At 52.8% G+C, this 22738-nt stretch carries 16 protein-coding genes, 4 tRNA genes, 4 other RNA genes and 4 pseudogenes; 6 read left to right on the top strand and 22 right to left on the bottom strand.

Annotated features, from left to right (window positions below):
* Positions 1-28 precede the first annotated feature (28 nt).
* The 3 genes and pseudogenes from rhtC to pldA all read right to left on the bottom strand — a co-directional run bounded on the left by rhtC (position 29) and on the right by pldA (position 3393).
* Positions 29-651 (bottom strand): annotated as a pseudogene (gene rhtC / locus O3W44_RS11765) (threonine export protein RhtC).
* A gap of 12 nt (positions 652-663) precedes the next feature.
* Positions 664-2490 carry an ATP-dependent DNA helicase RecQ gene (recQ, locus tag O3W44_RS11770; RefSeq protein WP_269293215.1) on the bottom strand — a complete coding sequence of 609 codons (1827 nt, stop codon included), beginning with the start codon at positions 2488-2490 and terminating at the stop codon, positions 664-666.
* Positions 2491-2514: 24 nt separating this feature from the next.
* Positions 2515-3393, bottom strand: coding sequence for a phospholipase A (pldA, locus tag O3W44_RS11775; RefSeq protein WP_269293216.1), 879 nt, complete (start codon positions 3391-3393; stop codon positions 2515-2517).
* Between the two features lie 184 nt (positions 3394-3577).
* Here pldA and O3W44_RS11780 point away from each other — a divergent pair, with 184 nt between their 5' ends.
* Complete coding sequence (locus O3W44_RS11780; RefSeq protein ID WP_269293217.1) at positions 3578-4048, top strand: thioesterase family protein; 471 nt, start codon at positions 3578-3580, stop codon at positions 4046-4048.
* 42 nt (positions 4049-4090) lie between these two features.
* Complete coding sequence (gene rarD / locus O3W44_RS11785; protein ID WP_269293218.1) at positions 4091-4990, top strand: EamA family transporter RarD; 900 nt, start codon at positions 4091-4093, stop codon at positions 4988-4990.
* On the opposite strand, the pseudogene O3W44_RS11790 reads toward rarD, so the two are convergent.
* From O3W44_RS11790 to O3W44_RS11830, 10 genes and pseudogenes are all read right to left on the bottom strand, one after another.
* A pseudogene (locus tag O3W44_RS11790) lies at positions 4961-6012 on the bottom strand (AbrB family transcriptional regulator). The gene rarD and the pseudogene O3W44_RS11790 overlap by 30 nt on opposite strands.
* A gap of 97 nt (positions 6013-6109) precedes the next feature.
* On the bottom strand, positions 6110-7063 hold the full coding sequence (gene corA, locus O3W44_RS11795) for a magnesium/cobalt transporter CorA (RefSeq protein ID WP_269293219.1): 954 nt from the start codon (positions 7061-7063) through the stop codon (positions 6110-6112).
* A gap of 188 nt (positions 7064-7251) precedes the next feature.
* Complete coding sequence (gene ysgD, locus O3W44_RS24975; protein WP_419776112.1) at positions 7252-7308, bottom strand: YsgD/CorL family protein; 57 nt, start codon at positions 7306-7308, stop codon at positions 7252-7254.
* Between the two features lie 67 nt (positions 7309-7375).
* A pseudogene (gene uvrD, locus O3W44_RS11800) lies at positions 7376-9537 on the bottom strand (DNA helicase II).
* A 167-nt stretch (positions 9538-9704) separates the two neighbouring features.
* The gene (gene yigB / locus O3W44_RS11805) at positions 9705-10421 is read right to left on the bottom strand and encodes a 5-amino-6-(5-phospho-D-ribitylamino)uracil phosphatase YigB (RefSeq protein ID WP_269293221.1); all 717 of its coding nucleotides are present in this window, start codon (positions 10419-10421) and stop codon (positions 9705-9707) included.
* The gene (gene xerC / locus O3W44_RS11810) at positions 10418-11323 is read right to left on the bottom strand and encodes a tyrosine recombinase XerC (RefSeq protein ID WP_269293222.1); all 906 of its coding nucleotides are present in this window, start codon (positions 11321-11323) and stop codon (positions 10418-10420) included. Before xerC ends, yigB begins: the two co-directional genes overlap by 4 nt.
* Positions 11320-12024 (bottom strand): DUF484 domain-containing protein, encoded by a 705-nt coding sequence (locus O3W44_RS11815; RefSeq protein ID WP_269293223.1) that lies wholly within the window; start codon positions 12022-12024, stop codon positions 11320-11322. Before O3W44_RS11815 ends, xerC begins: the two co-directional genes overlap by 4 nt.
* Positions 12021-12844, bottom strand: a pseudogene (gene dapF, locus O3W44_RS11820) (diaminopimelate epimerase). Before dapF ends, O3W44_RS11815 begins: the two are co-directional and overlap by 4 nt.
* Positions 12845-12872: 28 nt before the next feature.
* Positions 12873-13076: an LPS translocon maturation chaperone LptM gene (lptM, locus tag O3W44_RS11825; protein ID WP_269293224.1), complete on the bottom strand. Its 204-nt coding sequence runs from the start codon at positions 13074-13076 to the stop codon at positions 12873-12875.
* A 147-nt stretch (positions 13077-13223) separates the two neighbouring features.
* Positions 13224-15782, bottom strand: coding sequence for a class I adenylate cyclase (locus tag O3W44_RS11830; RefSeq protein ID WP_269293225.1), 2559 nt, complete (start codon positions 15780-15782; stop codon positions 13224-13226).
* Between the two features lie 315 nt (positions 15783-16097).
* Between O3W44_RS11830 and hemC the strand changes: the two genes are divergently transcribed.
* The 4 genes from hemC to hemY are packed head-to-tail and all read left to right on the top strand — an operon-like array spanning position 16098 to position 20139.
* On the top strand, positions 16098-17039 hold the full coding sequence (gene hemC, locus O3W44_RS11835) for a hydroxymethylbilane synthase (protein WP_269293226.1): 942 nt from the start codon (positions 16098-16100) through the stop codon (positions 17037-17039).
* Positions 17036-17776 carry a uroporphyrinogen-III synthase gene (gene hemD, locus O3W44_RS11840; protein ID WP_269293227.1) on the top strand — a complete coding sequence of 247 codons (741 nt, stop codon included), beginning with the start codon at positions 17036-17038 and terminating at the stop codon, positions 17774-17776. Before hemC ends, hemD begins: the two co-directional genes overlap by 4 nt.
* A gap of 24 nt (positions 17777-17800) precedes the next feature.
* On the top strand, positions 17801-18940 hold the full coding sequence (hemX, locus tag O3W44_RS11845; RefSeq protein WP_269293228.1) for a uroporphyrinogen-III C-methyltransferase: 1140 nt from the start codon (positions 17801-17803) through the stop codon (positions 18938-18940).
* A gap of 2 nt (positions 18941-18942) precedes the next feature.
* Complete coding sequence (hemY, locus tag O3W44_RS11850) at positions 18943-20139, top strand: protoheme IX biogenesis protein HemY (protein ID WP_269293229.1); 1197 nt, start codon at positions 18943-18945, stop codon at positions 20137-20139.
* A 598-nt stretch (positions 20140-20737) separates the two neighbouring features.
* Here the strand turns inward: hemY and O3W44_RS11855 are convergent.
* The 9 genes from O3W44_RS11855 to wecG all read right to left on the bottom strand — a co-directional run bounded on the left by O3W44_RS11855 (position 20738) and on the right by wecG (position 22726).
* A non-coding RNA gene (locus O3W44_RS11855) (RtT sRNA) lies at positions 20738-20862 on the bottom strand.
* Between the two features lie 31 nt (positions 20863-20893).
* A non-coding RNA gene (locus O3W44_RS11860) (RtT sRNA) lies at positions 20894-21023 on the bottom strand.
* A gap of 30 nt (positions 21024-21053) precedes the next feature.
* A non-coding RNA gene (locus tag O3W44_RS11865) (RtT sRNA) lies at positions 21054-21183 on the bottom strand.
* A 30-nt stretch (positions 21184-21213) separates the two neighbouring features.
* A non-coding RNA gene (locus O3W44_RS11870) (RtT sRNA) lies at positions 21214-21343 on the bottom strand.
* Positions 21344-21374: 31 nt separating this feature from the next.
* Positions 21375-21451: transfer RNA gene (locus tag O3W44_RS11875), tRNA-Pro, on the bottom strand.
* A 19-nt stretch (positions 21452-21470) separates the two neighbouring features.
* A tRNA-Leu gene (locus O3W44_RS11880) sits at positions 21471-21557 on the bottom strand.
* A gap of 16 nt (positions 21558-21573) precedes the next feature.
* Positions 21574-21649 (bottom strand) — tRNA-His (locus tag O3W44_RS11885).
* Between the two features lie 100 nt (positions 21650-21749).
* Positions 21750-21827: transfer RNA gene (locus O3W44_RS11890), tRNA-Arg, on the bottom strand.
* Between the two features lie 158 nt (positions 21828-21985).
* Positions 21986-22726 carry a lipopolysaccharide N-acetylmannosaminouronosyltransferase gene (gene wecG, locus O3W44_RS11895; RefSeq protein WP_269293230.1) on the bottom strand — a complete coding sequence of 247 codons (741 nt, stop codon included), beginning with the start codon at positions 22724-22726 and terminating at the stop codon, positions 21986-21988.
* Between the last annotated feature and the right edge of the window lie 12 nt (positions 22727-22738).

A 22738-nucleotide genomic window follows, 5' to 3' on the forward strand; every position in this document is an offset into this window, starting at 1 on the left:
GGCAGGGAAATGGCAAGTAAACCAGGCCTTAGCGCGAAATAATTAAGTGAATACCAAACCCGGCAAACAGCACGCCCGCCATGCCATCGATCCATTTAGCCAAACGCTGGTATTTATTGCGTATCCAGGGCATAGCAAAAATTGCCGCTACCAGTGCAAACCAGGCAAATGTTTCACCAATAATCAGCAGGAACAAACCCCAGCGTTCCAGGCTGCCGACATCATTACCAACAAACAGCGAAAAGACGCTACCGAAGTAAATAATCGCTTTGGGATTAGATAAATTGGTGAGAAAGCCTTTCAGAAAGCTGCGCCCTTTTTTGGGCAACGACACGGCTGGCGCGTCCTGCTGTGGTTGTTTGTGGCGCTGGCGGGCAGAACCGATCAACTGCCACCCCATCCACAGCAAATAGAGGCCGCCGCCGACCATAATGATCTGATGCAGCCAGGCCATTTTTTGCAGAATCAGATGTAAACCCATCAGTGCCACGCCAGCCCAGATCACGATACCGAGCGTAATGCCCAGCACGCCCATCATCGCCTCTTTACGCGAACGGCTGGCTGCAGTTTGTGATACAAAAAGAAGTCGGGGCCGGGACTCATCAACGCAACCAGATGGACCAGCGCAACCGTGGCGAACAGCATCAACATAATCTCTATCCTTTATTCTTCATCAAGATGTTCTTTGATCATCACCAAAAAGGGCTTACCAAAGCGTTCCAGCTTGCGGTGACCCACGCCATTGACGCTTAACATTTCTGATGCGCTCACCGGCATTTGCTCCGCCATTTCAATCAGCGTGGCATCGTTAAACACCACGTAAGGCGGAATGTTCTCTTCATCGGCGATGGCTTTACGCAGCTTGCGCAGCTTGGCGAACAGCTTGCGATCGTAATTGCCACCGTGAAACTTCGCGAAGCTGTTGCTTTTCGGTTTGGCCGTCACCAGGCGTGGCACCGCCAGCATTAACGGCACCTCGCCACGCAATACCGGCCGGGCCGCTTCTGTGAGTTGTAAAGCTGAGTGCATCGCAATATTTTGCGTCACCAGTCCAAGATGAATTAACTGACGCAACACGCTGATCCAGTGTTCATGGCTTTGATCTTTACCCAAACCGTAAACCGGCAGCTTATCGTGGCCTTGCTCGCGGATGCGCTGATTATTCGCACCACGCAGCACTTCCACGATATAGCCCATCCCAAAACGCTGTCCGACGCGATAAATACCGGAAAGGGCTTTCTGTGCTTCAACTAAACCGTCGTAACGCTTCGGTGGATCGAGACAAATATCGCAGTTGCCGCACGGCTGCTGGCGTCCTTCGCCGAAATAATTCAGTAAAACCAGACGACGACAGGTTTGCGCTTCAGCAAACGCACCCATCGCATTGAGCTTGTGACGTTCAATATCCTGTAAAGGCCCCGGCGCTTTCTCTTCAAGGCATTTACGCAGCCACGCCATATCCGCCGGATCGTATAGCATCATCGCTTCAGCCGGCAAGCCGTCACGTCCGGCACGCCCGGTTTCCTGATAATAAGATTCAATGTTGCGCGGAATATCAAAATGCACCACAAAGCGCACGTTGGGTTTGTTGATACCCATACCAAACGCCACCGTCGCGACCACAATTTGCAGGTCATCACGCTGAAAGGCTTCCTGCACGCGCGCACGCTGCTCACTGTCGATGCCAGCATGGTAAGCACCAACACTCAGCCCACGGCTCTGTAAACGCGCGGCAGTATCTTCAACTTTTGCCCGACTGTTACAGTAAATAATGCCGCACTTGCCGCGCTGATCCTGCACATAGCGCAGCAACTGTTCGGTGGGCTTGAACTTTTCCACCAGCGTATAACGGATATTAGGGCGATCGAAACTGCTGATCTGAATCAACGGGTCCTGCATATGCAGCAGGTTTACGATGTCGTTACGGGTCGTTTCGTCGGCAGTGGCCGTTAATGCCATAACGGGCAGATGCGGGAAACGCTGACGCATTTGCCCCAGCGCGCCATATTCCGGTCGGAAATCATGGCCCCATTGTGAAATACAGTGTGCCTCATCAACCGCCAGCATCGTCGGCTGCCAGTGCGCCAGATTGTCGAGGAAATTATCCATCATCAAACGTTCTGGTGCGATATAGAGCAACCTGACACGCCCGGTGCGGCAATCTGCCATCACCGTTTGTTGCTGTTCGCGCGTCATGGTTGAATTCAGACAGGCCGCCGCCACGCCGTTTGCCAGCAGTTGATCAACCTGATCTTTCATCAGTGAAATGAGCGGTGAGACCACCAGCGTCAGCCCTTCGCGCACCAGCGCAGGGATCTGGTAACAGAGTGATTTTCCGCCGCCGGTAGGCATCACTACCAGACAGTCTCGCCCGTTCAGTGCTGCATTGATAATCGTCTGCTGGCCGGGGCGAAATTGCTGATAGCCGAAGGTATCCTGTAATACCTGCTGCGCCAGCGTTTCCTGATTAAGAACTGCCGAGGTTGCCACTGTATTCCTGTCTTAATTCGTTGATCAGAAGAGGTCGTTGAGCGTCACGCCTACACCGATACGCGTCTGGCGATGATCGTAGTCGATCAATGATTCGCCATAACCGCTATACAGCTGGGTATAAAAGCGAACATGTTGCGTGATGGGATAACTCCAGCCCAGCTGCGCACCGCCATAACCCGTATTCCAGTTATAAGTGCCTTCCACGCTGAAAATACTTTCACCCATCAGGTAGCCAAGCTTCAGGCGGTAATATCCCATGTATTTAGTGATGTCAGGGTTATCATCGCTGGTTTCGCTTTCTTTGATGCGATACCAGGGTTTTACTTCTGCTAAAAAGTTGCCGTTCTGCGCCATCAGGCGCGCATAAATACGGTTCCAGCTACGTGATGTGGGTTCGCTGCGACCGTTCGATTGATGGTTGAAACCCATTTCAATATCGCGCAATGTCCAGCCCGCGAATGAATAGTCAGTCGCCCAGCCGAGGAAAATCTGCGGCTCATAGTTTGTCTCACGAAACGGCGAAGATTGTTCGTGATTAGATAACTGCCACCATGAACGCTGTGTATAAGAGGCACCCAGTACCGAATTATCGCCTAAGATGCCACGCCAGAGCGGAAAGGCCAGGCTGAGCTGATATTTTACCTCATCCCTGCGCGCTTTATCGGCCCAGTTATAAGAGGAAATGGCCTCTTTGTTTATATCGCTGGTAAGCGTGTAAAGCAGGTAGTTGTTTTCATAAGGATAAAGCACGAAAGGGTTATCATGCTTTTCGAGCATATTAGCAATAATGCTGCCGCGAACCTGTGGTGCATCATGCACCTCTTTAACTGTGGCTTCTTCTGCCTGCGCCAGAGCAGGCAGTAACAACATGGCCGTCAGTAAGGCGCGATACTTACGCATAAGATTCTCCGATGAACACTGCGCATGAAATGAGGTGGTGTAAAAAGCAGGTCATTCTACACGCAAATGGCATGGAACATGAATGCTGTTTTCCTAAACTGGAAAGCCCTTCGTGAGCGGCATAGAATACACAATTCATTAACATTTCACGCCCCTTTGGCGAACGTTTTCAGGATAAGAAATCATGTCATCTGTACTGCTGTCTCAGCAGGAAGCGCGCCGTTTAATCGGCGAAATTTTTGTTTATCACATGCCCTTTAACCAGGCGTTAGGCCTGGAGCTGGAACGTCTTGAGCCGGACTACGCTGAACTGAGCTTCGCCAATAAAACCATGCTGGTAGGCAACGCGGCGCAGCAAATTCTCCACGGCGGCGTGATTGCCTCTGTGCTGGATGTGGCTGCGGGTATGGTATGCGTCAGTAACGCGCTGACGCGTCAGGAAGGCATCAGTGAAGAAGAGTTGCGCCAGCGTCTGTCGCGCATGGGCACTATTGACATGCGCGTCGACTACTTACGGCCAGGCCGGGGCGAACGCTTCACCGCCACCAGCAGCCTGCTGCGTGCCGGTAACAAAGTGGCGGTAGCGCGTGTTGAATTGCACAATCAGCAAGGCGATTACATCGCCACGGCAACCGCTACCTATTTAATTGGTTAACTCACCCACGGCGTGCGAAAATCGCCGTTTTTCGGATGGTCTATGGATACGCAACAAACGCGCCAGGGCATTGGCTTTGCTCTTGGTGCTTATTTTATTTGGGGCATTGCACCCGCTTATTTCAAGCTGGTGAAAGAGGTGCCGCCAGCAGAAATCATGACGCATCGCGTGATTTGGTCTGCGCTGTTTATGCTGCTGTTAATTACGCTGAGTCGCAGTTGGGGACACGTCAGAAGCGTGCTGCGCCAGCCGAAAAAAGTGCTGATTCTGGCCGTCACCGCATTAACCATTGGCGGTAACTGGCTGCTGTTTATCTGGGCGGTAAACAATCAACATATGCTGGAAGCCAGCCTCGGTTACTTTATTAATCCCTTGATTAATGTGGTGCTCGGCATGCTGTTCCTGCGCGAACGCTTCCGGCGCTTGCAGTGGCTGGCCGTTGCGCTGGCAGCGGCGGGCGTACTGGTGCAGCTATGGCGGTTTGGTTCATTACCGGTTATTGCCCTTGGCCTGGCGCTGAGTTTTGCTTTTTACGGACTGGTGCGAAAGAAAATTCAGGTCGATGCGCAAAGCGGCATGCTGATCGAAACGCTGTGGCTGTTTCCGCTGGCCGCTATCTACCTGTTTGGTTTCGCTGACAGCAGCACCAGCCATTTAAGCGCAAATCCGCTGAGTCTCAATCTTAAACTGGTGGCTGCTGGCATCATCACCACCATTCCACTTATGTTGTTTGCGGCTGCCTGCACCCGTCTGCGTCTTTCTACCGTGGGCTTTTTCCAGTATCTCGGCCCAACGCTGATGTTTTTACTGGCCGTGCTGTTTTATGGTGAAACCATCACGCCCGATAAAATGGTGACGTTCGGCTTCATCTGGCTGGCGTTACTGGTTTTTATCTTTGATGCCCTGATGTATTCAGTTCGCGCTCGCGTGCGCATAGCGTGAGATAAAGCGAGCCAGAGCCGGGCCGGTAAGCAAAATGGTGAACAGGCGCAGCGTTTGTAGCGCCATCACAAAAGCAATATCCACCCGACTGCCTGCTGCAATGATCGCCACCGTGTCCAGCCCGCCGGGACTGGTGGCGAGATAAGCCGTCATCAAATCAATATGCAGCACCTGCGTCAGCATCCAGGCTAACCCGCCACACAAGAGCATTAGCCCAATAATCGAGATGATCATCTGCGGCAAAGTGCGCAGCGCCAGCAGAAAAACCGGGCGAGTAAAACGCAGTCCGACACTCCAGCCAATCAGCGCATACGCCAGCGCCAGCAGCCATTCCGGCACCTGTAACATCGCGATACCGCTTGAATGCAACCCGGCACCAACCAGTGCAGGCAGCAATAACGCGCCCGAAGGGATGCGTAATTTCGTTCCCAGCCACGCCCCTGCGAACATGACACCGAGCGTGACCAGAAAGCCGCGATCCAGCGGTGGAAACCAGACAAGTGAAACGCTATGTGCCGCATCGCCAAGCCCGATGCGCGCAACGATTGCCGCCGCTGTCGCCACAAACAGTACGCGCAGGTACTGCATAAATGCCACCAGCCGCACGTCGGCACCAAAATCACCCGCCATCGCCACCATTGCCGACGCGCCGCCAGGTGACGATCCCCACGCGCCAGTTGGTCCGGGTAAATGGCTGAAGCGCACCAGTAAAAAACCGGATAAGCCGCTGGCAGCCAGCGTCAGTAGCAATACGGCTAATACCACCGGCCAGTCTTGTAGCAATGGCGTCAGGATCGAAGGCGATAATGTTTGTGCAATCATGCAGCCCAGAACCGCCTGCGCCAGCAGAAAAAGCGTTTATCAATACGTAACGTGGCGCCCGATAATCCCATTACCACGCCAACAATCATCGGTCCCAGCAACAGCGCGGCAGGTACATGAAAAATCTGCAACAGTGCACCTGACAGTACGGATGCCGACAACAGCACTATCCACTGCGCACGCAACGAAAGAGAGGCCATAAGGATTGAATCTATTAAGAAAAAGAGCGTTCAGATTACGCAGATTCGCGAGCAGGAGCCAGCAAAACGGGCCGCGATAAACGGCCCGTAACAAAAATTACAGCCAGTTTTTACGTTTGAAATAGAGATAGGGTGCTAAACCGGCCAGGATCATCAGACCAATTGCCGCCGGATAACCAAAGCTCCACTTCAACTCAGGCATAAACTCAAAGTTCATACCGTAGCTTGATGCCACCAACGTTGGCGGCAGAAATACCACAGAAACTACCGAGAAAATTTTAATGATGCGGTTCTGCTCGATGTTAATAAAGCCCATCGCGGCCTGCATCAGGAAGTTAACCTTCTGGAACAGGGATTCGTTATGCGGCAGCAACGATTCGATGTCGCGCAGGATTTCACGCGCCTGCTCCAGCTGATTACCCGGTAAACGCGCCTTACGCACCAGGAAATTCAGCGCGCGCTGCGTATCCATCAGGCACAGGCGAACCTTCCAGCCGATATCCTCCAGCTCCGCCAGACGCGACAGGGCCAGATCGTACTCTTCGCCTTGCTGGCCTTCCATGATGATGCGGCTGAGCTTTTCCAGCGCGCTGTAGATGTTTTCAATTTCATCCGCCAGCTGTTCAATTTTGGTTTCGAACAGATCAAGCAGCAGTTCGAAGGCATTGCCATCCATCAGCGTTTGATTACGGGCGCGCATGCGATAGAGACGAAACGCGGGCAGCTCGCGTTCACGCAGCGTATATAAACGGCCCTCGCGAATGGTAAACGCCACGGTAGAGTTACCGGCGTGATCGGCGGCATCTTCATAAAAGAAAAACGAGTGGATATGCAGGCCATCTTCATCTTCGAAGAAACGCGCAGAGGCTTCGATGTCTTCCAGTTCCGGGCGAGTCGCCAGGCTCTGACCCAGCTCGCTTTGAACGCGCTCACGTTCGTCCTCTTCCGGTTCGATTAAATCGACCCAGACCGAGGTGGTCAGTTTGTGGTTTTCATCTTCCAGTTCCAGGCGCGTCAGGCGGCTGTTATCCAGTTTAAATGCGCTCAGCATAGCAATACTCCCCATTGCAAATGTAATGGGACAAGCCATGACACCGTGCGCCGAAAGACGGACGGGCAAGGCTTACACCTGAACACGGAAACTCACGTTTCAAGGGTAAATCAGTGCTGACTCATGCGACGGGATAAGAAAGGGAGGTCGCTGATAACCGCTAAGGCTACCCGCGTAAAGAGGTAGCCTTAGATGTTATTCCTGTTAACCAGGTAATCGAGCCAGCATCGACTGGGCGTGTCCAAGGCATTGTCCTCTCATGATAATAGTGCGCGCATGTTACGCTGAGACGAAAAAGTCGTCAACCGGTGGCTAAAGGGTTTCCAGTTTGGCGTAAGCTGCCACTAACCATTTGATTCCCTGCCCCTGAAACGCCACCTGAAGCCGACTGTGCTCACCGCTGCCTTCCAGATTAATGATGGTGCCTTCACCAAATTTCGAGTGTTTTACGCGCTGACCCAGCGCAAAACCGCTGTCATTTTTGGCTAGCGGCGTACCCATTCGCTGGTGGCTCACCGGACGGCTCACGCTGGCGCGTAAACGCACCTCTTCTACACACTCTTCTGGCAGTTCGCCAATAAAGCGTGAAGGCCGGTGATAAACTTCTTTGCCATATAAACGACGTGTTTCCGCGTAGGTCAGCGTCAGTTTCTGCATCGCTCGCGTCACGCCAACGTAGGCCAGGCGGCGTTCCTCTTCCAGCCGTCCACCCTCATCGATCGACATCTGGCTGGGGAACATGCCCTCTTCCATCCCGACGATAAATACCTGGCTAAACTCCAGGCCTTTCGCCGAGTGCAGCGTCATCAACTGTACGGCATCCTGCCATTTATCGGCCTGTCCTTCACCCGCTTCCAGCGCGGCGTGCGATAAAAGGCCTGCAGCGGCATCAAATCTTCATCTTCGTCCTGATAGCTGAACTGACGCGTCGCCGTCACCAGTTCCTCAAGGTTTTCAATACGGGCCTGACCTTTTTCGCCTTTTTCCTGCTCGTACATCAACCACAAGCCGGAGTCTTTGATTACCCGATCCGTTTGCACATGCAGTGGCATTTCAGCGGTTTCGGTTGCCAGCGAATCGACTAATTCACAAAAGCGTTGCAGTGCCGACGCAGCGCGTCCCGCTAATGCTTTGGCCTGCAATAATTCGCGCGTCGCTTGCCACAGCGTGAGCTGTTTTTCGCGTGCTGTCTGGCGTACCACATCCAGCGTGCGATCGCCGACGCCGCGTGCGGGCGTGTTCACTACGCGCTCATAGGCAGCGTCATCATTGCGGTTGGCCAGCAGGCGCAGATAAGCCAGCGCATCTTTAATTTCCTGACGTTCGAAGAAGCGCATGCCGCCATAAATACGATACGGCATACTGCTTTGCAGCAGGGCCTCTTCCAGCACGCGCGACTGGGCGTTGCTGCGATAAAGAATGGCGCAGTCTACCAGCGCATTGCCTTTTTCATGCCAGGCTTTGATGCGATTGACAACAAAACGCGCTTCGTCCAGTTCGTTGAAGGCGCAGTAAATTGAGATCGGCTCGCCGTCGCTGCCCTCGGTCCACAACTCTTTGCCCAGGCGGCCATTATTATTGGCAATCAGGGCATTAGCCGATTTCAGGATATTATTGGTCGAACGGTAATTTTGCTCAAGACGAATGGTTTCCGCAGCAGGGAAATCCTGTAAGAAGCGTTGAATGTTCTCAACCTGCGCGCCACGCCAGCCATAAATTGACTGATCGTCATCGCCGACGATGATGACCCGACCGCTGTCGCCCGCCAGCATGCGGATCCACGCATACTGGATATTGTTAGTGTCCTGAAATTCATCCACCAGAACGTTTGTAAAACGCTCGCGATAGTGATTAAGGATATGAGGCTTATTGAGCCAGAGTTCATGAGCACGTAGCAGTAGCTCGGCAAAATCAACCAGACCGGCGCGATCGCAGGCTTCCTGATAGGCCTGATAGATGCGCAGCCAGGTTTGCTCGACCGGATTACCATAGCTTTCAATATGCTTTGGTCGCAGCCCTTCATCTTTTTTACCGTTGATGTACCACATGCCCTGGCGAGCAGGCCACTGCTTCTCATCCAGATTCATTGCTTTAATCAGGCGTTTTAGCAGGCGCAGCTGATCTTCACTGTCGAGAATCTGGAAATCCTGCGGCAGATTAGCATCAAGGTGGTGCGCACGGAGTAAGCGGTGCGCCAGGCCGTGGAAAGTACCAATCCACATACCGCCCTGGCTGGTGCCAATCAGCTGATCGATACGATGGCGCATCTCCGCTGCCGCCTTATTGGTAAACGTCACTGCCATGATTGAATAAGGTGAGCAGTTTTCTACCGATAACAGCCAGGCGATACGATGTACCAGCACTCGCGTTTTTCCACTGCCCGCGCCTGCCAGCACCAGCAGGTTACTGCGTGGAGCCGCTACGGCCTCACGCTGTTTGTCATTCAAACCGTCGAGCAGTTCAGAAACGTCCATAAGCACCGTGTACAAAAGAAAAAATGTAGTTTGTATCCTGAATCTTTCGGTTTGCAGCAAGGCAGAAAGCGTGTGCAGCCAGGAAGGTAAGTGACCCGGATAAACACGCGAAGCTAACGCCTTTGCAAGCTAAAGGTAATGGATACGACTGGATATATTTACAGCCATTATAACAGTGAGGTCAGCGATGCCAACCGCGAAATTTCAACGTGCGGCAGTAAACGCGCATCGTTGATGTGCATCAGGTTGCCCTGACGCAGGTTAATCCAGCAGGCTTGCATGCCGCAGCGCAACGATCCTGCCACATCACTGGTGAGATCGTCACCCACATGCAGGATATGCTGCGGCTCAATGTTCAGCCGCTCTGCGGCAACGTGGTACATATCCATCCACGGCTTTGCACGGCCATCTGGGCCGGCGCGCAGTGCAAATTGAAAGTAATCCGCTATACCCAGCTTTTCAGGCTGCGCATTGCCGTTAGTGATCGCCACCAGGGGAACTTTTTCAGCCAGTATTTTCAACGTCTGATGGGTCTCTTCCGGCATGTCAACCTGGCTACGCCACTGATGAAAAACCTCCATCACCTGCGCCGCTCCGGTCAAGGCCTCTGCCGCCGATAGCCCGGCATTTAGCATGGCCAGTTCAACTGAACGGCGTCGCCACTCAGAGACATCATGACCGATGTCCGGCTCACGCAGCAGCAGTTCGTCACGCAGCAACTGATAGGCTTCCGGCGTAAAGTCACGCAATGACGGATGGTAAGCCTGTAGCGCAGCGTGAGATTCCGCAGTGGTTTTACGGATCACCGGATAATTGTCATAAAGCGTGTCATCAAGGTCGAAGGTAATGGCTTTAATGGCACGCAGGGGACGGTAAAACTTCATTCTTTCTTTCCTCGTTTGGCGCGGGGATGCGCAGCATCATACACCGAAGCCAGATGTTGGAAGTCGAGATGGGTATAAATTTGTGTGGTTGCCAGGTTAGCGTGGCCGAGCAACTCCTGCACTGCACGCAGGTCACCACTCGATTCCAGTAAATGGGTCGCGAAAGAGTGGCGCAATTTATGTGGATGGATATGGCTGGCCACGCCCTGCCTGATACCCCATTCGGCAAAACGCTTTTGTACATTGCGCGCCGAAATGCGCTGCCCACGAGAAGATAAAAACAGGGCATCAGTCTCGCTGTTAAAACTGTCGCGCAGCGGTAGCCAGTGTTCGAGCCAGGTGACGGCAGTACGACCAATCGGTACGCGGCGCTCTTTGCTGCCTTTACCCATTACCCACACTTCCCCCGACGCCAGATCGACGTGGCGGCAATCCATATTCACCAGTTCGGAGAGACGCAAACCACCGCCATACATCACTTCGAGCATAGCGCGGTCACGTACCGCCAGCGGATCGTCGAGGTTGATTTCCAGCAGTTGATTAACTTCATCAACATCAATATTTTTGGGTAAATGCCGTGCTTTACGCGGGGTTGCAATGCCTTTAGCCGGATTGGCGCTCAACATGCCCTGGCTGACCTGCCAGTCAAGAAAACTGCGCAATGCAGAGAGACGCAGCGCGAGACTGCTGGCCGACAGACCAGTACGGCGACTGCGCGCCGCCATACTGCGTACCTGAGCCGGTTCCAGCTGCGCCCAGGCTGTGATTTTCATCTCATCTGCGATGGCTACCAGCGCCGCAAGCTGCCGCGCATAGTTACTTTGCGTCAACGGGCTGAGCTGGCGCTCGACTTTCAGATAGCGCAAAAAACCATCAACAGCATCCTGCAGCGGACTGCTCATGCGCGTTCTACCCAGCGCGTTAGCAAGTCGGGCATCATCTGCGACAAATGCTGCAGCAATAATGTTCCCATACCGGACTGATAATGCTGGCTGTCGCGGCTGCTAAAAATCAGCACGCCTAAATCACCGCCTTCGCCCATCAGCGACATGGCAACCGATCCAATCGCTTTAGCTTGCGGCAGCAGCAGCAGCAGCTCCGGGCCATTGATATTGCCAAGGTAATGTTGTTCGTTACCGAAACGCTGAATGCGTAACGGCTCAAATGCCTGACGAGACAGGCCAAGCTGAATAAAGTCAGAAGGCGCGCCGAGCTGCCATTTATCACTAAACAGACGAATATTGGCGCCCGCTAAACCCAACTCACGTGCCCAGCGATGCAGGCGATTCAACATTTCCTGCAGCGAGTCGGCCGCGGCTAAATGGCTTTGCAGCGACAGCAAACGATCAAACAGCTGATGATTGTTGGTCGCCTGCTCCATCAGCAGCGTGATCTCTTCTTCCAGCTGCTGAATATGATTGCGCTGGCGCGCCATATGCCATTCCACCAGCGATACGCTACCACGCACCGGATGCGGCACTGCCATTTGTTCTACCTGGCGAGCGTTGCGGATAAAGAAATCGGGATTTTGCCGCAGATAATCAGTAACGGCCTGATCGTCCAGCAGAACCGTGTTATCGGCCTGCTCTTCGATATTTTTCATAGATGAATAAACCCATCGTAGACGTGTGTGGCTGGGCCGGTCATAAACAGCGGCTGACCCGGCCCTTTCCAGGCAATATGCAGCGTACCGCCAGGCAGATCAACACGCACTTTGGCTGCCAAAATACCTTGCTGAATGCCACAAGCGACAGCGGCACAGGCGCCGCTGCCACAGGCCTGAGTTTCACCTGCGCCGCGTTCATAAACGCGCAGTCGAACGTGCTCAGGATTAACCACTTCCATAAACCCGACGTTAACGCGCTCCGGAAAGCGTTCATGGCTTTCAAGAATCGGGCCGAGTATCTCAACCTGTGCCGTTTTTACGCTTTCAACCTGAATCACACAGTGCGGATTGCCCATCGACACCGCACCAAACATCACGGTTTGTTCCGCGACGCGCAGCAGATAAAGATTTTCTGCTTTGTTGGCGCGGAACGGCACCTGCTGTGGCTCAAAGTCAGGCTCGCCCATGTTGACGCGCACCAGATCGTCAGGCGTGACGCTTAATACCATGCGGCCCGCCTGAGTGCTGACGCGAATGTCGCTTTTGTTGGTCAACCCTTTCAGTTGAACAAAGCGGGCAAAACAGCGCGCGCCATTGCCGCACTGCGACACTTCACTCCCGTCGGCATTGAATATTCGATAGTGAAAATCGAGATCGGGATCGTAAGGCGGCTCGACGATGAGCAACTGATCAAAGCCGATACCCAAATGACGATCGGCCAGACGGCGAATCAGTTCAGGCGAAAAAAGACATTTTGCGTGACGGCGTCCACAACCATGAAGTCGTTGCCGAGGCCGTGCATTTTGGAGAACTGCATTTTTTGCTCCGCCGAATGCGCCATTGTGTTAGTTCGCTTGGGTGCTGCCTGAATCGCCTGTGACCAATCCGCCTACATCCGCTTTGGAGGCTTCTGTTTTTTGCGTCTCAGTGGGCGTTTTCTGGCTTTTGGGCTGATCCTGTGGCGGGAAGTAAAGCGGTCCTTTCAACCCACAGCCTGCAAGGCTTGTTAACACCAGGGCGAGCCCCAACAGGCTAATTACTTTCTTCATTCTTTATGCTCTTCGTGTCCTTTACCTGGATGCTTATCATCGCAGTTGAAGTTGGAAAAGCAACAGGAAATGCCCGCAAATAGCGTGAGCGTTGTGACAAGCAGCAAAGATGGCGGCCGGGCATTTACCACGCACGGCCTGCCAAAATCAATGCATCTGATAACGTGGCTGATAATTGCCGTGGTCGTTATCGGGTTGGGATGCGCACAACTGCGTCAGAGTTTGACTCCGGAACGGAATCACCTGGAAACGCTCGCCCGTGTTCACAATTTGATAAAACTGCGGCAGGTTAAAGTTGATAAAACTGGAGCCGTAGGTAAAGCGATCGTGCGAAGAGGAGTAGAAACGACTGACGTCGCGTACCAACTCCTCTTTGCTTCCTTCGCAATGGTGATAAACCTCAACCCGGTTAGTCTCATCCAGAATATAAATATTAAAGCCACGCTCGTCGGTCGTGTCTTCAAAAAAGAACTGGATGATGCCTTCACTCGCGTAGGCGTTTACCACTGACGGCAACGGCGTCTGGTTCGTTTCAACTTTGATTGATAAGCCATGCAGCTTATTGTTGGAGATCGCGCCATAAAATTCGACGGCGTTTTCCAGTTTTTGTACCGACACGCTCATGCGTTCAAAGAACAAGCCCCACGTCTCGCCTGCCATACGCAACGCTTTGAAGCGTCCCGGCTCCTGACGTGTGCTCGACAGACGCAGCTCGATACATTCAGACACCAGTTGCTGCACGCGGGTACGGATCAGGCCACGCAGGTGCTGGCTGTAACAGAAAACTTCAACCGTATCTGGCGGCGCAGCATCCTGATGCATTTTTCCCAGAATGGTTTTCAATCCTTCAATCATCGCCTGCTCGCCGCTGAAATGCAGCGTGCGTACTTCATTCCACGAATTGCGATAGAGCAGATCGATACTGCCGATCAGGCATTGCTGCTGTTGACCGAAGCTAAACACATCCAGCTTACGAAAATCAAAATGCACCACCTGATTACGGAACGCCGAAGTCGGATCGTGCTCCAGATTGACGATAATCGCCAGGTGACGGATTTCACACGGGCTGTAAAGTGCTTTTGGCGTAGGTGCAGGCAAGCGCAACGGGAAATGGCTGGAAACATCACTCACCAGCTCCTGCAAACGTGCCAGATCACACAGCTCATTACCTTTTATGTGCAAACGGGTCTTGCTGGTCAGTAAGCCGTTAAACCAGGCCCATGCCACCAGCTTGTTCAGGTAGCGGTTATATTCCAGCGGCTGATGGCTAATAATCGAGCTCATGTCGGGTGACTGATTATACAGATACCAGCCAGAACGATTGGCGCGGCCCGGTGGCACGTGAATAAAGGTCAGATTGTCTTCTGACAAATCGGGTGAAATTTGAGGATTCACCAATGTGACTTTACCCGGCAGGGCTTCAAATGCGGCGTACAATTTACGTGTCAGCACGCCAATATCCTGCGGACTCGCGCTGACACTTAAATTGTTGCGGCGGGCAAAACGGATCAGGTTGCGATAGCTCTGCATCATCGCATCTAACAATTCGTTATGCGCTTCGCGCACGCGCTCGATTTTCCATTCCGCACGGTTATCAAGAATCGCTAATTTTTCGTCGTCCCAGCCCCACTCTCTGACCAGCTGCGACAGAATTTCACGTCGCCAGCCTGAACGATGATAGTGCTCTTCACTGGTGAGTTTTTCACACACTTTGAGATAGAAGCAGCGGCGCACCAAATCGAGCCGCGCCTGATCGTCAACGCTGGTCAAATAGTGCGTGACGCGCTCCAGCATCATGCAATAAGGATCAAGGCCAAAACAGACGATTTCACCGTCGTGCAGACGTTGTTTGATATCCATCGCCAGTAGCTGCGTATTGGGGTATTCCCAGCTATACGCTTCCAGCAGCAGGGTTTTCAATACGGCTTTGTAGGGCGAATCGATACTTTTATAGAGCTGCCACAGGCTGGCGCCGAAATACTCTTCAGCCGACAGCGTGCCGAGGCCACCTAAATCAAGCCATTCGTTTGGCGTCAGCACACCTTTGGCATACAACGACATGACGTAATCATCGTAATGGTGTTCTTCTTCACCCGGCACCATATTCCACAGAATACGTTTGCCTGCCATGCGCACCGCCGTGCGATAAAATTCGTCCAGCAACAAAATATGTTGGGTAGAACCGCAATCTTCACCACCGAGATTGCCGCTTTCGTTATGACGGAAGCGGTTTTCATCAATAAGAAAGAAGCTGACTTCAACGCCCATCGACACGCACCACTTTTGCAAAAGCGTGCATTTTCGCTGGAGATTGAGGCGTTCTTCATTATCAAGCCAGGACTGATGGCACACCCAGATGTCGAGATCTGACACGCTGTTCTGGCCTACAGAGGAAGTGCTGCCCATTGAGTAAATGCCGATAATCGGCATTTCGCCTTTGGGCGCATCGGCCTGAGTCAGATCATCATCGCTGGTCAAATCAGCCAGTAGCCGATGCTGATTTTCATCAGGCGTGAAGAAGCTGATGCCATGTGGAACGTTACCCTCAAGGTAACCCGGCATCAGCGGATGTTGATAATGTAATAAGGTTGGCAGCAGACTATAGACGCGCTGGAAAGCGGGTCCCATGGCAGCCAGCGCACGATCGATACGTAGCTGGTTGATGGCATCCAGTCTCTGTTTCAGTGTCTCAATGTAGAGGTACAAGACGTTTCGCCTGATTGTCCTAGTGTTTAAGCACCCTGTTTCCAAATCTGCCGCTTAATAATAAAGATATCGTGCAGATTTTTGCAGGAAACGTGATCAATCTATCACTCGAAAGATTGACCGTAAAGAAAGTTGCGCTACTTAACAGTTTAGCACGTTCTGATTGGCTTCCCGCCTTTTCGGACTCTGACTTACACCTTAACCCAATAAAAAACGGGCCAAATCCGAGTGCCAGCCGTTTTCAATTCGTTGAAACTGACAGCATTCCCCTAACGATGATAGGATATTCAGTGAACGATCAAAATGGTTAACAGCATGTTAGACAAAATTTTCAGAATTGCTACAAGACAAAGCCCGCTCGCTTTGTGGCAGGCACAATATGTACAGCAGCGCCTCATGAGCGCCTATCCTGGCTTACGTGTTGAGCTGGTTCCGATGGTCACAAAAGGTGACATCATTCTTGATACGCCGCTGGCTAAGGTGGGGGGCAAAGGCCTGTTCGTAAAAGAACTCGAACTGGCAATGCTGGAAAATCGTGCCGATCTGGCGGTGCATTCAATGAAAGATGTGCCGGTAGATTTTCCCGAAGGTCTGGGGCTGGTAACCATCTGCGAACGCGAAGATCCACGCGATGCGTTTGTATCTCATCATTATGCTTCGATTGATGAGCTGCCACAGGGCGCGATTGTTGGCACATCAAGCCTGCGTCGTCAGTGTCAAATCAGCGCACGCCGCCCTGATTTAATCATCAAAACCCTGCGCGGCAATGTAGGAACACGCCTGAGCAAGCTGGATGCCGGTGAATATGATGCCATCATTCTCGCAGCGGCAGGATTAAAGCGTTTAGGCCTGGAAGATCGCATACGTCAGCCGTTACCGGCTGAAGTTTCGTTACCTGCCGTCGGCCAGGGCGCGGTAGGTATTGAATGCCGACTGGATGACAGCACGCTGATCGGTTTATTGCAGGCGCTGAATCACGACGATACCGCTGTGTGTGTCAAAGCGGAACGCGCAATGAATACCCGTCTTGAAGGCGGTTGTCAGGTGCCGATTGGCAGTTTTGCCGTATTAGAAAACGATCAGCTGTGGCTGCGTGGTTTGGTTGGTGCGCCTGACGGCAGCGTCATCGTCAGCGGTGAACGCCGTGGTCCACGCGATCAGGCTGAGCAGATGGGCGTTTCACTGGCGGAAGAGTTGCTAAACGGCGGCGCACGTAAAATTCTGCAAGATGTTTATCAGGGGCAACCGCCTGCATGACCATTCTGGTGACCCGCCCGGAACCCGCTGCCGCAGAGTTAGTCACACGACTTCAGGCACTGGGTAAGCAGGCGTGGAGCCTGCCGCTGATAGAATTCGCGCCGGGTGGCGATCGCGATCGCTTGCCACAGCAGTTGGCGGCTTTACGTCCCGGCGATCTGGTTTTTATGCTGTCACAGCAGGTTATTCATTTTGCGCATCCCGCCATGCAGCATGCAGGCGCAGCATGGCCCGTCGACGTAGACTATTATGCAATTGGTCGTAGCACCGCGTTGGCGTTTCATACCATCAGTGGCCTGCACGTTACTTATCCATACGCGCAGGAAACCAGTGAAGAATTAATCCAGCTGAATGCGCTGCAGCAGGTCGCGCATAAGCGCGCCCTGATCCTGCGAGGGAATCACGGGCGCGAATTGCTGGCTGAAACGCTGCGTCGTCGTGGTGCTGAAGTCACATTTAGCGAATGTTATCAACGCTGTCAGAAGCATTATGACGGCGCAATTGAAGGTAAACGCTGGCGCGAACGCGGGATTACCACCTTAGTGGTGACCAGCGGCGAAATGTTACAGCAGCTTTTTTCGCTGTTCCCCGCAATTGACCGCGAGGAATGGTTGCTTACCTGTCGACTGTTGGTCGTCAGTGAACGTTTGGCTACCCTGGCTGCGAATTTGGGTTGGCAGGATATTCAGGTAGCCGATGGTGCCGATAACGACGCGCTGTTGCGCGCGTTACGCTGAACTTAACAATGGGATGTGCCACATATGACGGAACAAAAAGACTCCTCCGCCATGGTTGAAGAAACCACCCCAGCGGTTGATCACTCTCCTTCCTCCAGCAATCAATCACCGCGTAACAATAAAAACGGTGGCATGGTGCTGGGTGCGGTGGCGATAGTTATCGCGCTGGCGGTAGGTGCCGGTTTATACCTCAATGGGAAACATCAGGCTGATTTACAGGCACAAACTAATCAGAACCTGAGCGAACAGTTAAGCGCCCTGCAACAGCAGGCCAGTAATGATAAGCAGCAGTTAACTCAGCAACTTACCAGCGCCGAAAGCGCGCTGCAGACCGCACAGACGCAGCAGGCGAACACCGCCAAAGAACTGGAAACGCTGCGTGAAAAAATGGCAGTAATCTCCGGTAATGACCTCCGTAGCTGGCTGTTGGCGCAGGCAGATTACCTGGTAAAACTGGCGGGCCGCAAACTGTGGAGCGATCAGGATGTCACCACGGCGGCTGCACTGTTGAAAAGTGCAGATGCCAGCCTGGCTGACATGAATGATCCGAGCGTGATGAATGTGCGTCGTGCGTTGACACAGGATATCGGTACGCTGTCAGGAGTCAGCCAGATCGACTATGACGGGATCATCCTCAAGCTGAATCAGCTGTCGAACGGTGTAGACAATTTACGTCTGGCTGACAATGACAGTGATGATGCACCGATGGACAGCGACGGTGGCGAACTCTCCAGCTCGGTACGCGAATGGCGTCAAAACCTGGTGAAAAGCTGGCACAATTTCATGGATGATTTCATTACCATCCGTCGCCGCGATAATACCGCTCAGCCGTTGCTGGCCCCTAATCAGGATGTGTATCTGCGCGAAAATATTCGTTCACGCCTGCTGATTGCTGCCCAGGCCGTGCCGCGTCATCAGGATGAGATTTATAAACAATCCATCGATACCGTTTCCAGTTGGGTCCGCGCCTGGTATGACACCAACGATGCGGCAACAAAAGCGTTCCTTGCGCAGTTGGATGAGCTAAGCCAGCAGAGTATTAATATGGATCTGCCAGAAAGCCTCGATAGTCAGCCTTTGCTGGAACAGTTGATGCAAACGCGCGTACGCAACCTGCTCGCCCAACCTTCTGTTGCTGCTAATCCTAATCAGCAGGGAGGCTAAGCATGCTCAAGGTATTTATTCTTTTTGTACTGCTGATTGCGGGCATTGCCCTCGGACCGATGATCGCAGGTCACCAGGGCTACGTCCTGATCCAAACCGACAACTGGAATATTGAAACCAGCGTGACGGGCCTGGTTATCATTTTGATTATCAGCCTGTTGATTATTTTGGCCGTGGAATGGCTGCTGCGCCGCCTGTTCCGCACAGGCGCCCGCACCCGTGGCTGGTTTACTGGCCGCAAGCGTCGTCGTGCACAACGCCACACCCAGTCGGCATTGATGAAGCTGGCTGAAGGCGACCATAAGCAGGTAGAAAAGCTGCTCTCTAAGGATGCCGATCACGCTGATGTGCCGGTCGCAAATTATCTGCTGGCAGCAGAAGCGGCCCAACAACGCGGCGATGAAATCCGTGCGAATCAGCATTTGGAGCGCGCGTCTGAACTGTCGGATAAAGAGATGATCCCTGTGGAAATCACTCGCGCGCGCATTCAGTTAGCACGTAATGAAGATCATGCGGCTCGCCACAGCATTGATCGCTTGCTGGAAGTCGCGCCGCGGCATCCGGAAGTGCTGCGTCTTGCTGAACAAGCTTACATCCGCACCGGGGCCTGGGGTGCATTGCTGGATATTTTACCTGCAATGCAGAAAGCGCAGGTATGCAGTGAAGAGCAACGTTCTGCACTGCAACAGCAGGCCTGGCTCGGTTTGATGAACCAGGCCATGGCGGACCAGGGAAGTGACGGTCTGAAGCGTTGGTGGAGCGATTTAAGTCGTAAAACACGCCAGGAGACGGCGTTACAGGTGGCGATGGCAGATCATCTCATCGAGTGTAATGACCATGATACTGCACAAGAAATTGTGCTGGACGGCCTGAAGCGCCATTACGACGATCGCCTGGTATTGCTGATGCCGCGTATCAAAAGCGGAAATCCGGAAGCCCTGGAAAAAGCGTTACGCCAGCAGATTAAACAGCATGGCGCAACGCCGCTGCTGCACAGTACGCTGGGTCAGTTGCTGATGCGTCATGGTGAGTGGCAGCAGGCTGCCGATGCACTGCAACAGGCGCTGGCGCAGCGTCCTGATGCATTTGATTATGCCTGGCTGGCTGATGCTTATGATCGATTGCATCGTCCGGAAGAGGCCGCAAAAATGCGTCGCGAAGGTTTACTGCTTACGTTGAAAAATAATCCCAACGTCTGATTATCTCTGCCGGGTTCGCCCGGCTTTTTTTTGCCTGTCACGGGATAAACAGCAGATAAAAAAACACCTGCCAGAAGCAGGTGTAAGATCAGGTCGGTAAGACAACTGGAAGGTACCCGACTCAACGTAGTGTCTGTTGGTCTTGTAAAGCTTGCGCGATACAGGCAGGTCAGACAACAGGTACCCAAAATTGGCTCTGCGTCATTCCCAGGTTTATGTCGCATCAGCAAACATAATGGGTGGAATGAGCATCTACATCTGAATTATTGCATAAAGCGTGCCAAAAAGTCATTACTTCTGCAAACAGCTTATTTATCCGTTAGTTATAACGATTACGCCTTAATCAACAGCCTGTTGCTTGTAAAAACTGTCTTCTTAAAGCGACAACAAGGTCCCTTCTGTCTCGATTAAGCGACAATCTGTGAAAATCCACCTCAATAATTTCTAAATCAACGGCTTATTCGTCTCATATTAACGACACCCGCTGAAATCGCGTTGCTGAAAACAGATAAGCTGTCTTCCAGGCGATTACTGCAGAATTTAATAAGTTGTCTATGGCATATGCAGGCGGGCAAAAAGCCCGTTAGATGAGGAAACATCGCGATGAGGTCGAGGCCGCAGCCAGCGAAGCGCCCTGCGGGCCGTTGCTGAAGCAACGTTGTCTCGCTACGCTCGGCTCAAACCTCCTTCGGAGGTTCTCATCCTTTTACTACAGGCGAAAAAAACCTGCTTCCAGAGAAGCAGGTTTCTAAAATGGTCGGCGAGAGAGGATGACGCTTCTCTGCGAGAAGCGCCCTGCGGGCCGTTGCTGAAGCAACGTTGTCTCGCTACGCTCGGCTCAAACCTCCTTCGGAGGTCCTCATCCTTTTACTACAGGCGAAAAAAACCTGCTTCAGAGAAGCAGGTTTCTAAAATGGTCGGCGAGAGAGGATGACGCTTCTCTGCGAGAAGCGCCCTGCGGGCCGTTGCTGAAGCAACGTTGTCTCGCTACGCCCGGCTCAAACCTCCTTCGGAGGTCCTCATCCTTTTACTACAGGCGAAAAAAACCTGCTTCAGAGAAGCAGGTTTCTAAAATGGTCGGCGAGAGAGGATGACGCTTCTCTGAGAGAAGCGCCCTGCGGGCCGTTGCTGAAGCAACGTTGTCTCGCTACGCTCGGCTCAAACCTCCTTCGGAGGTCCTCATCCTTTTACTACAGGCGAAAAAAACCTGCTTCCAGAGAAGCAGGTTTCTAAAATGGTCGGCGAGAGAGGATTCGAACCTCCGACCCTCTGGTCCCAAACCAGATGCGCTACCAAGCTGCGCTACTCGCCGATTTTTTATTCTTTTTGCCTGGTGCGAAGAGAGGGACTTGAACCCTCACGTCCGTTAAGACACTAACACCTGAAGCTAGCGCGTCTACCAATTCCGCCACCTTCGCGTTTCCCAGCAAAATCTGGGGTGGCTAATGGGACTCGAACCCACGACAACTGGAATCACAATCCAGGGCTCTACCAACTGAGCTATAGCCACCACTGTACTTAATGTTGCAAGCTAAAACCTACACCATCTAATTCTCTACTTCTTACTAACGCGGTAATGAAACCACCGCAGCTCCTGCGCACAAAGTTAATGGCGCGCCCGACAGGATTCGAACCTGAGACCTCTGCCTCCGGAGGGCAAGCGCTCTATCCAGCTGAGCTACGGGCGCGTAGCGCCGTTGCGGATGTGCATACTAGAGATAAGCGACCATCCTGTCTAGTGCTTTTTCAATAAAAAAATGCGTTTGCTTACGCTTTGTGCATTTCGTCGAGAATTAGAGCAATTATCATCGCCAGCCGCAAAAAAATGCCGCATTTATCAGCGATATCAAAGATCGCCACGCCAGTGATAACGCAAATACTGGATCAGTTTGAGTTGTCTGCGCAGGCGGCTGGGCTGCCGGATAAGCCGGTAAAGCCACTCCAGCCCGAGATTTTGCCAGATTTTGGGCGCACGCTTCACATGCCCGGTAAAAACGTCATAGGTTCCGCCTACTCCCATGTAAAGCGCATGCGGCCAGTGGGAACGGCAATCACGCATTAACAACTCCTGACGCGGCGAGCCCAGCGCCACGGTCACCAGCTTTGCGCCACTGGCAGCGATGCGGGCAAACAGTGCATCACGATCGGCTGGCGTAAAATAACCATCTTGCGCGCCTACGATGTTCACATTCCACTGGCGGCGCAGTTTGTCACAGGTTTCATTCAGCACCGCCTGACGGCCACCAAGCAAAAACACAGGCGTTCCTTCGCGTCCTGCACGCTCCATCAGCGCCTCCCACAAATCAGCACCCGCAATGCGCTGCACTGCCGCACAGGGATATTTTTTGCGAATCGAACGCACAATACTGATGCCATCAGGATATTTGAACTCGGCGTGTTGCAGCAGGGATCGCAAACCTTCATCTTGTTCAGCCGTCAGCATCTTTTCCGCATTAATCGCGACCAGCGTACCGCTGCGCACACCTGATGCTGGCATGAGGAAATCAACAAACGACGACATACTGTCGAAGCCATAGAGCGCAACACCACGAATCTCGTACTGTGGCGTGTCAGGTAACTTTGTCATATCGTTTACTAC

This window comes from Pantoea sp. LMR881, assembly GCF_027157825.1.
GTDB lineage: Bacteria > Pseudomonadota > Gammaproteobacteria > Enterobacterales > Enterobacteriaceae > Pantoea > Pantoea haifensis.

What these genes read in the sequence shown, in the direction of transcription:
- pldA (WP_269293216.1), bottom strand. Translation starts at nt 3,393, where the DNA reads ATGCGTAAGTATCGCGCCTTACTGACGGCCATGTTGTTACTGCCTGCT.
- O3W44_RS11780 (WP_269293217.1), top strand. Translation starts at nt 3,578, where the DNA reads ATGTCATCTGTACTGCTGTCTCAGCAGGAAGCGCGCCGTTTAATCGGC.
- rarD (WP_269293218.1), top strand. Translation starts at nt 4,091, where the DNA reads ATGGATACGCAACAAACGCGCCAGGGCATTGGCTTTGCTCTTGGTGCT.
- corA (WP_269293219.1), bottom strand. Translation starts at nt 7,063, where the DNA reads ATGCTGAGCGCATTTAAACTGGATAACAGCCGCCTGACGCGCCTGGAA.
- yigB (WP_269293221.1), bottom strand. Translation starts at nt 10,421, where the DNA reads ATGAAGTTTTACCGTCCCCTGCGTGCCATTAAAGCCATTACCTTCGAC.
- xerC (WP_269293222.1), bottom strand. Translation starts at nt 11,323, where the DNA reads ATGAGCAGTCCGCTGCAGGATGCTGTTGATGGTTTTTTGCGCTATCTG.
- O3W44_RS11815 (WP_269293223.1), bottom strand. Translation starts at nt 12,024, where the DNA reads ATGAAAAATATCGAAGAGCAGGCCGATAACACGGTTCTGCTGGACGAT.
- lptM (WP_269293224.1), bottom strand. Translation starts at nt 13,076, where the DNA reads ATGAAGAAAGTAATTAGCCTGTTGGGGCTCGCCCTGGTGTTAACAAGC.
- hemC (WP_269293226.1), top strand. Translation starts at nt 16,098, where the DNA reads ATGTTAGACAAAATTTTCAGAATTGCTACAAGACAAAGCCCGCTCGCT.
- hemD (WP_269293227.1), top strand. Translation starts at nt 17,036, where the DNA reads ATGACCATTCTGGTGACCCGCCCGGAACCCGCTGCCGCAGAGTTAGTC.
- hemX (WP_269293228.1), top strand. Translation starts at nt 17,801, where the DNA reads ATGACGGAACAAAAAGACTCCTCCGCCATGGTTGAAGAAACCACCCCA.
- hemY (WP_269293229.1), top strand. Translation starts at nt 18,943, where the DNA reads ATGCTCAAGGTATTTATTCTTTTTGTACTGCTGATTGCGGGCATTGCC.
- wecG (WP_269293230.1), bottom strand. Translation starts at nt 22,726, where the DNA reads ATGACAAAGTTACCTGACACGCCACAGTACGAGATTCGTGGTGTTGCG.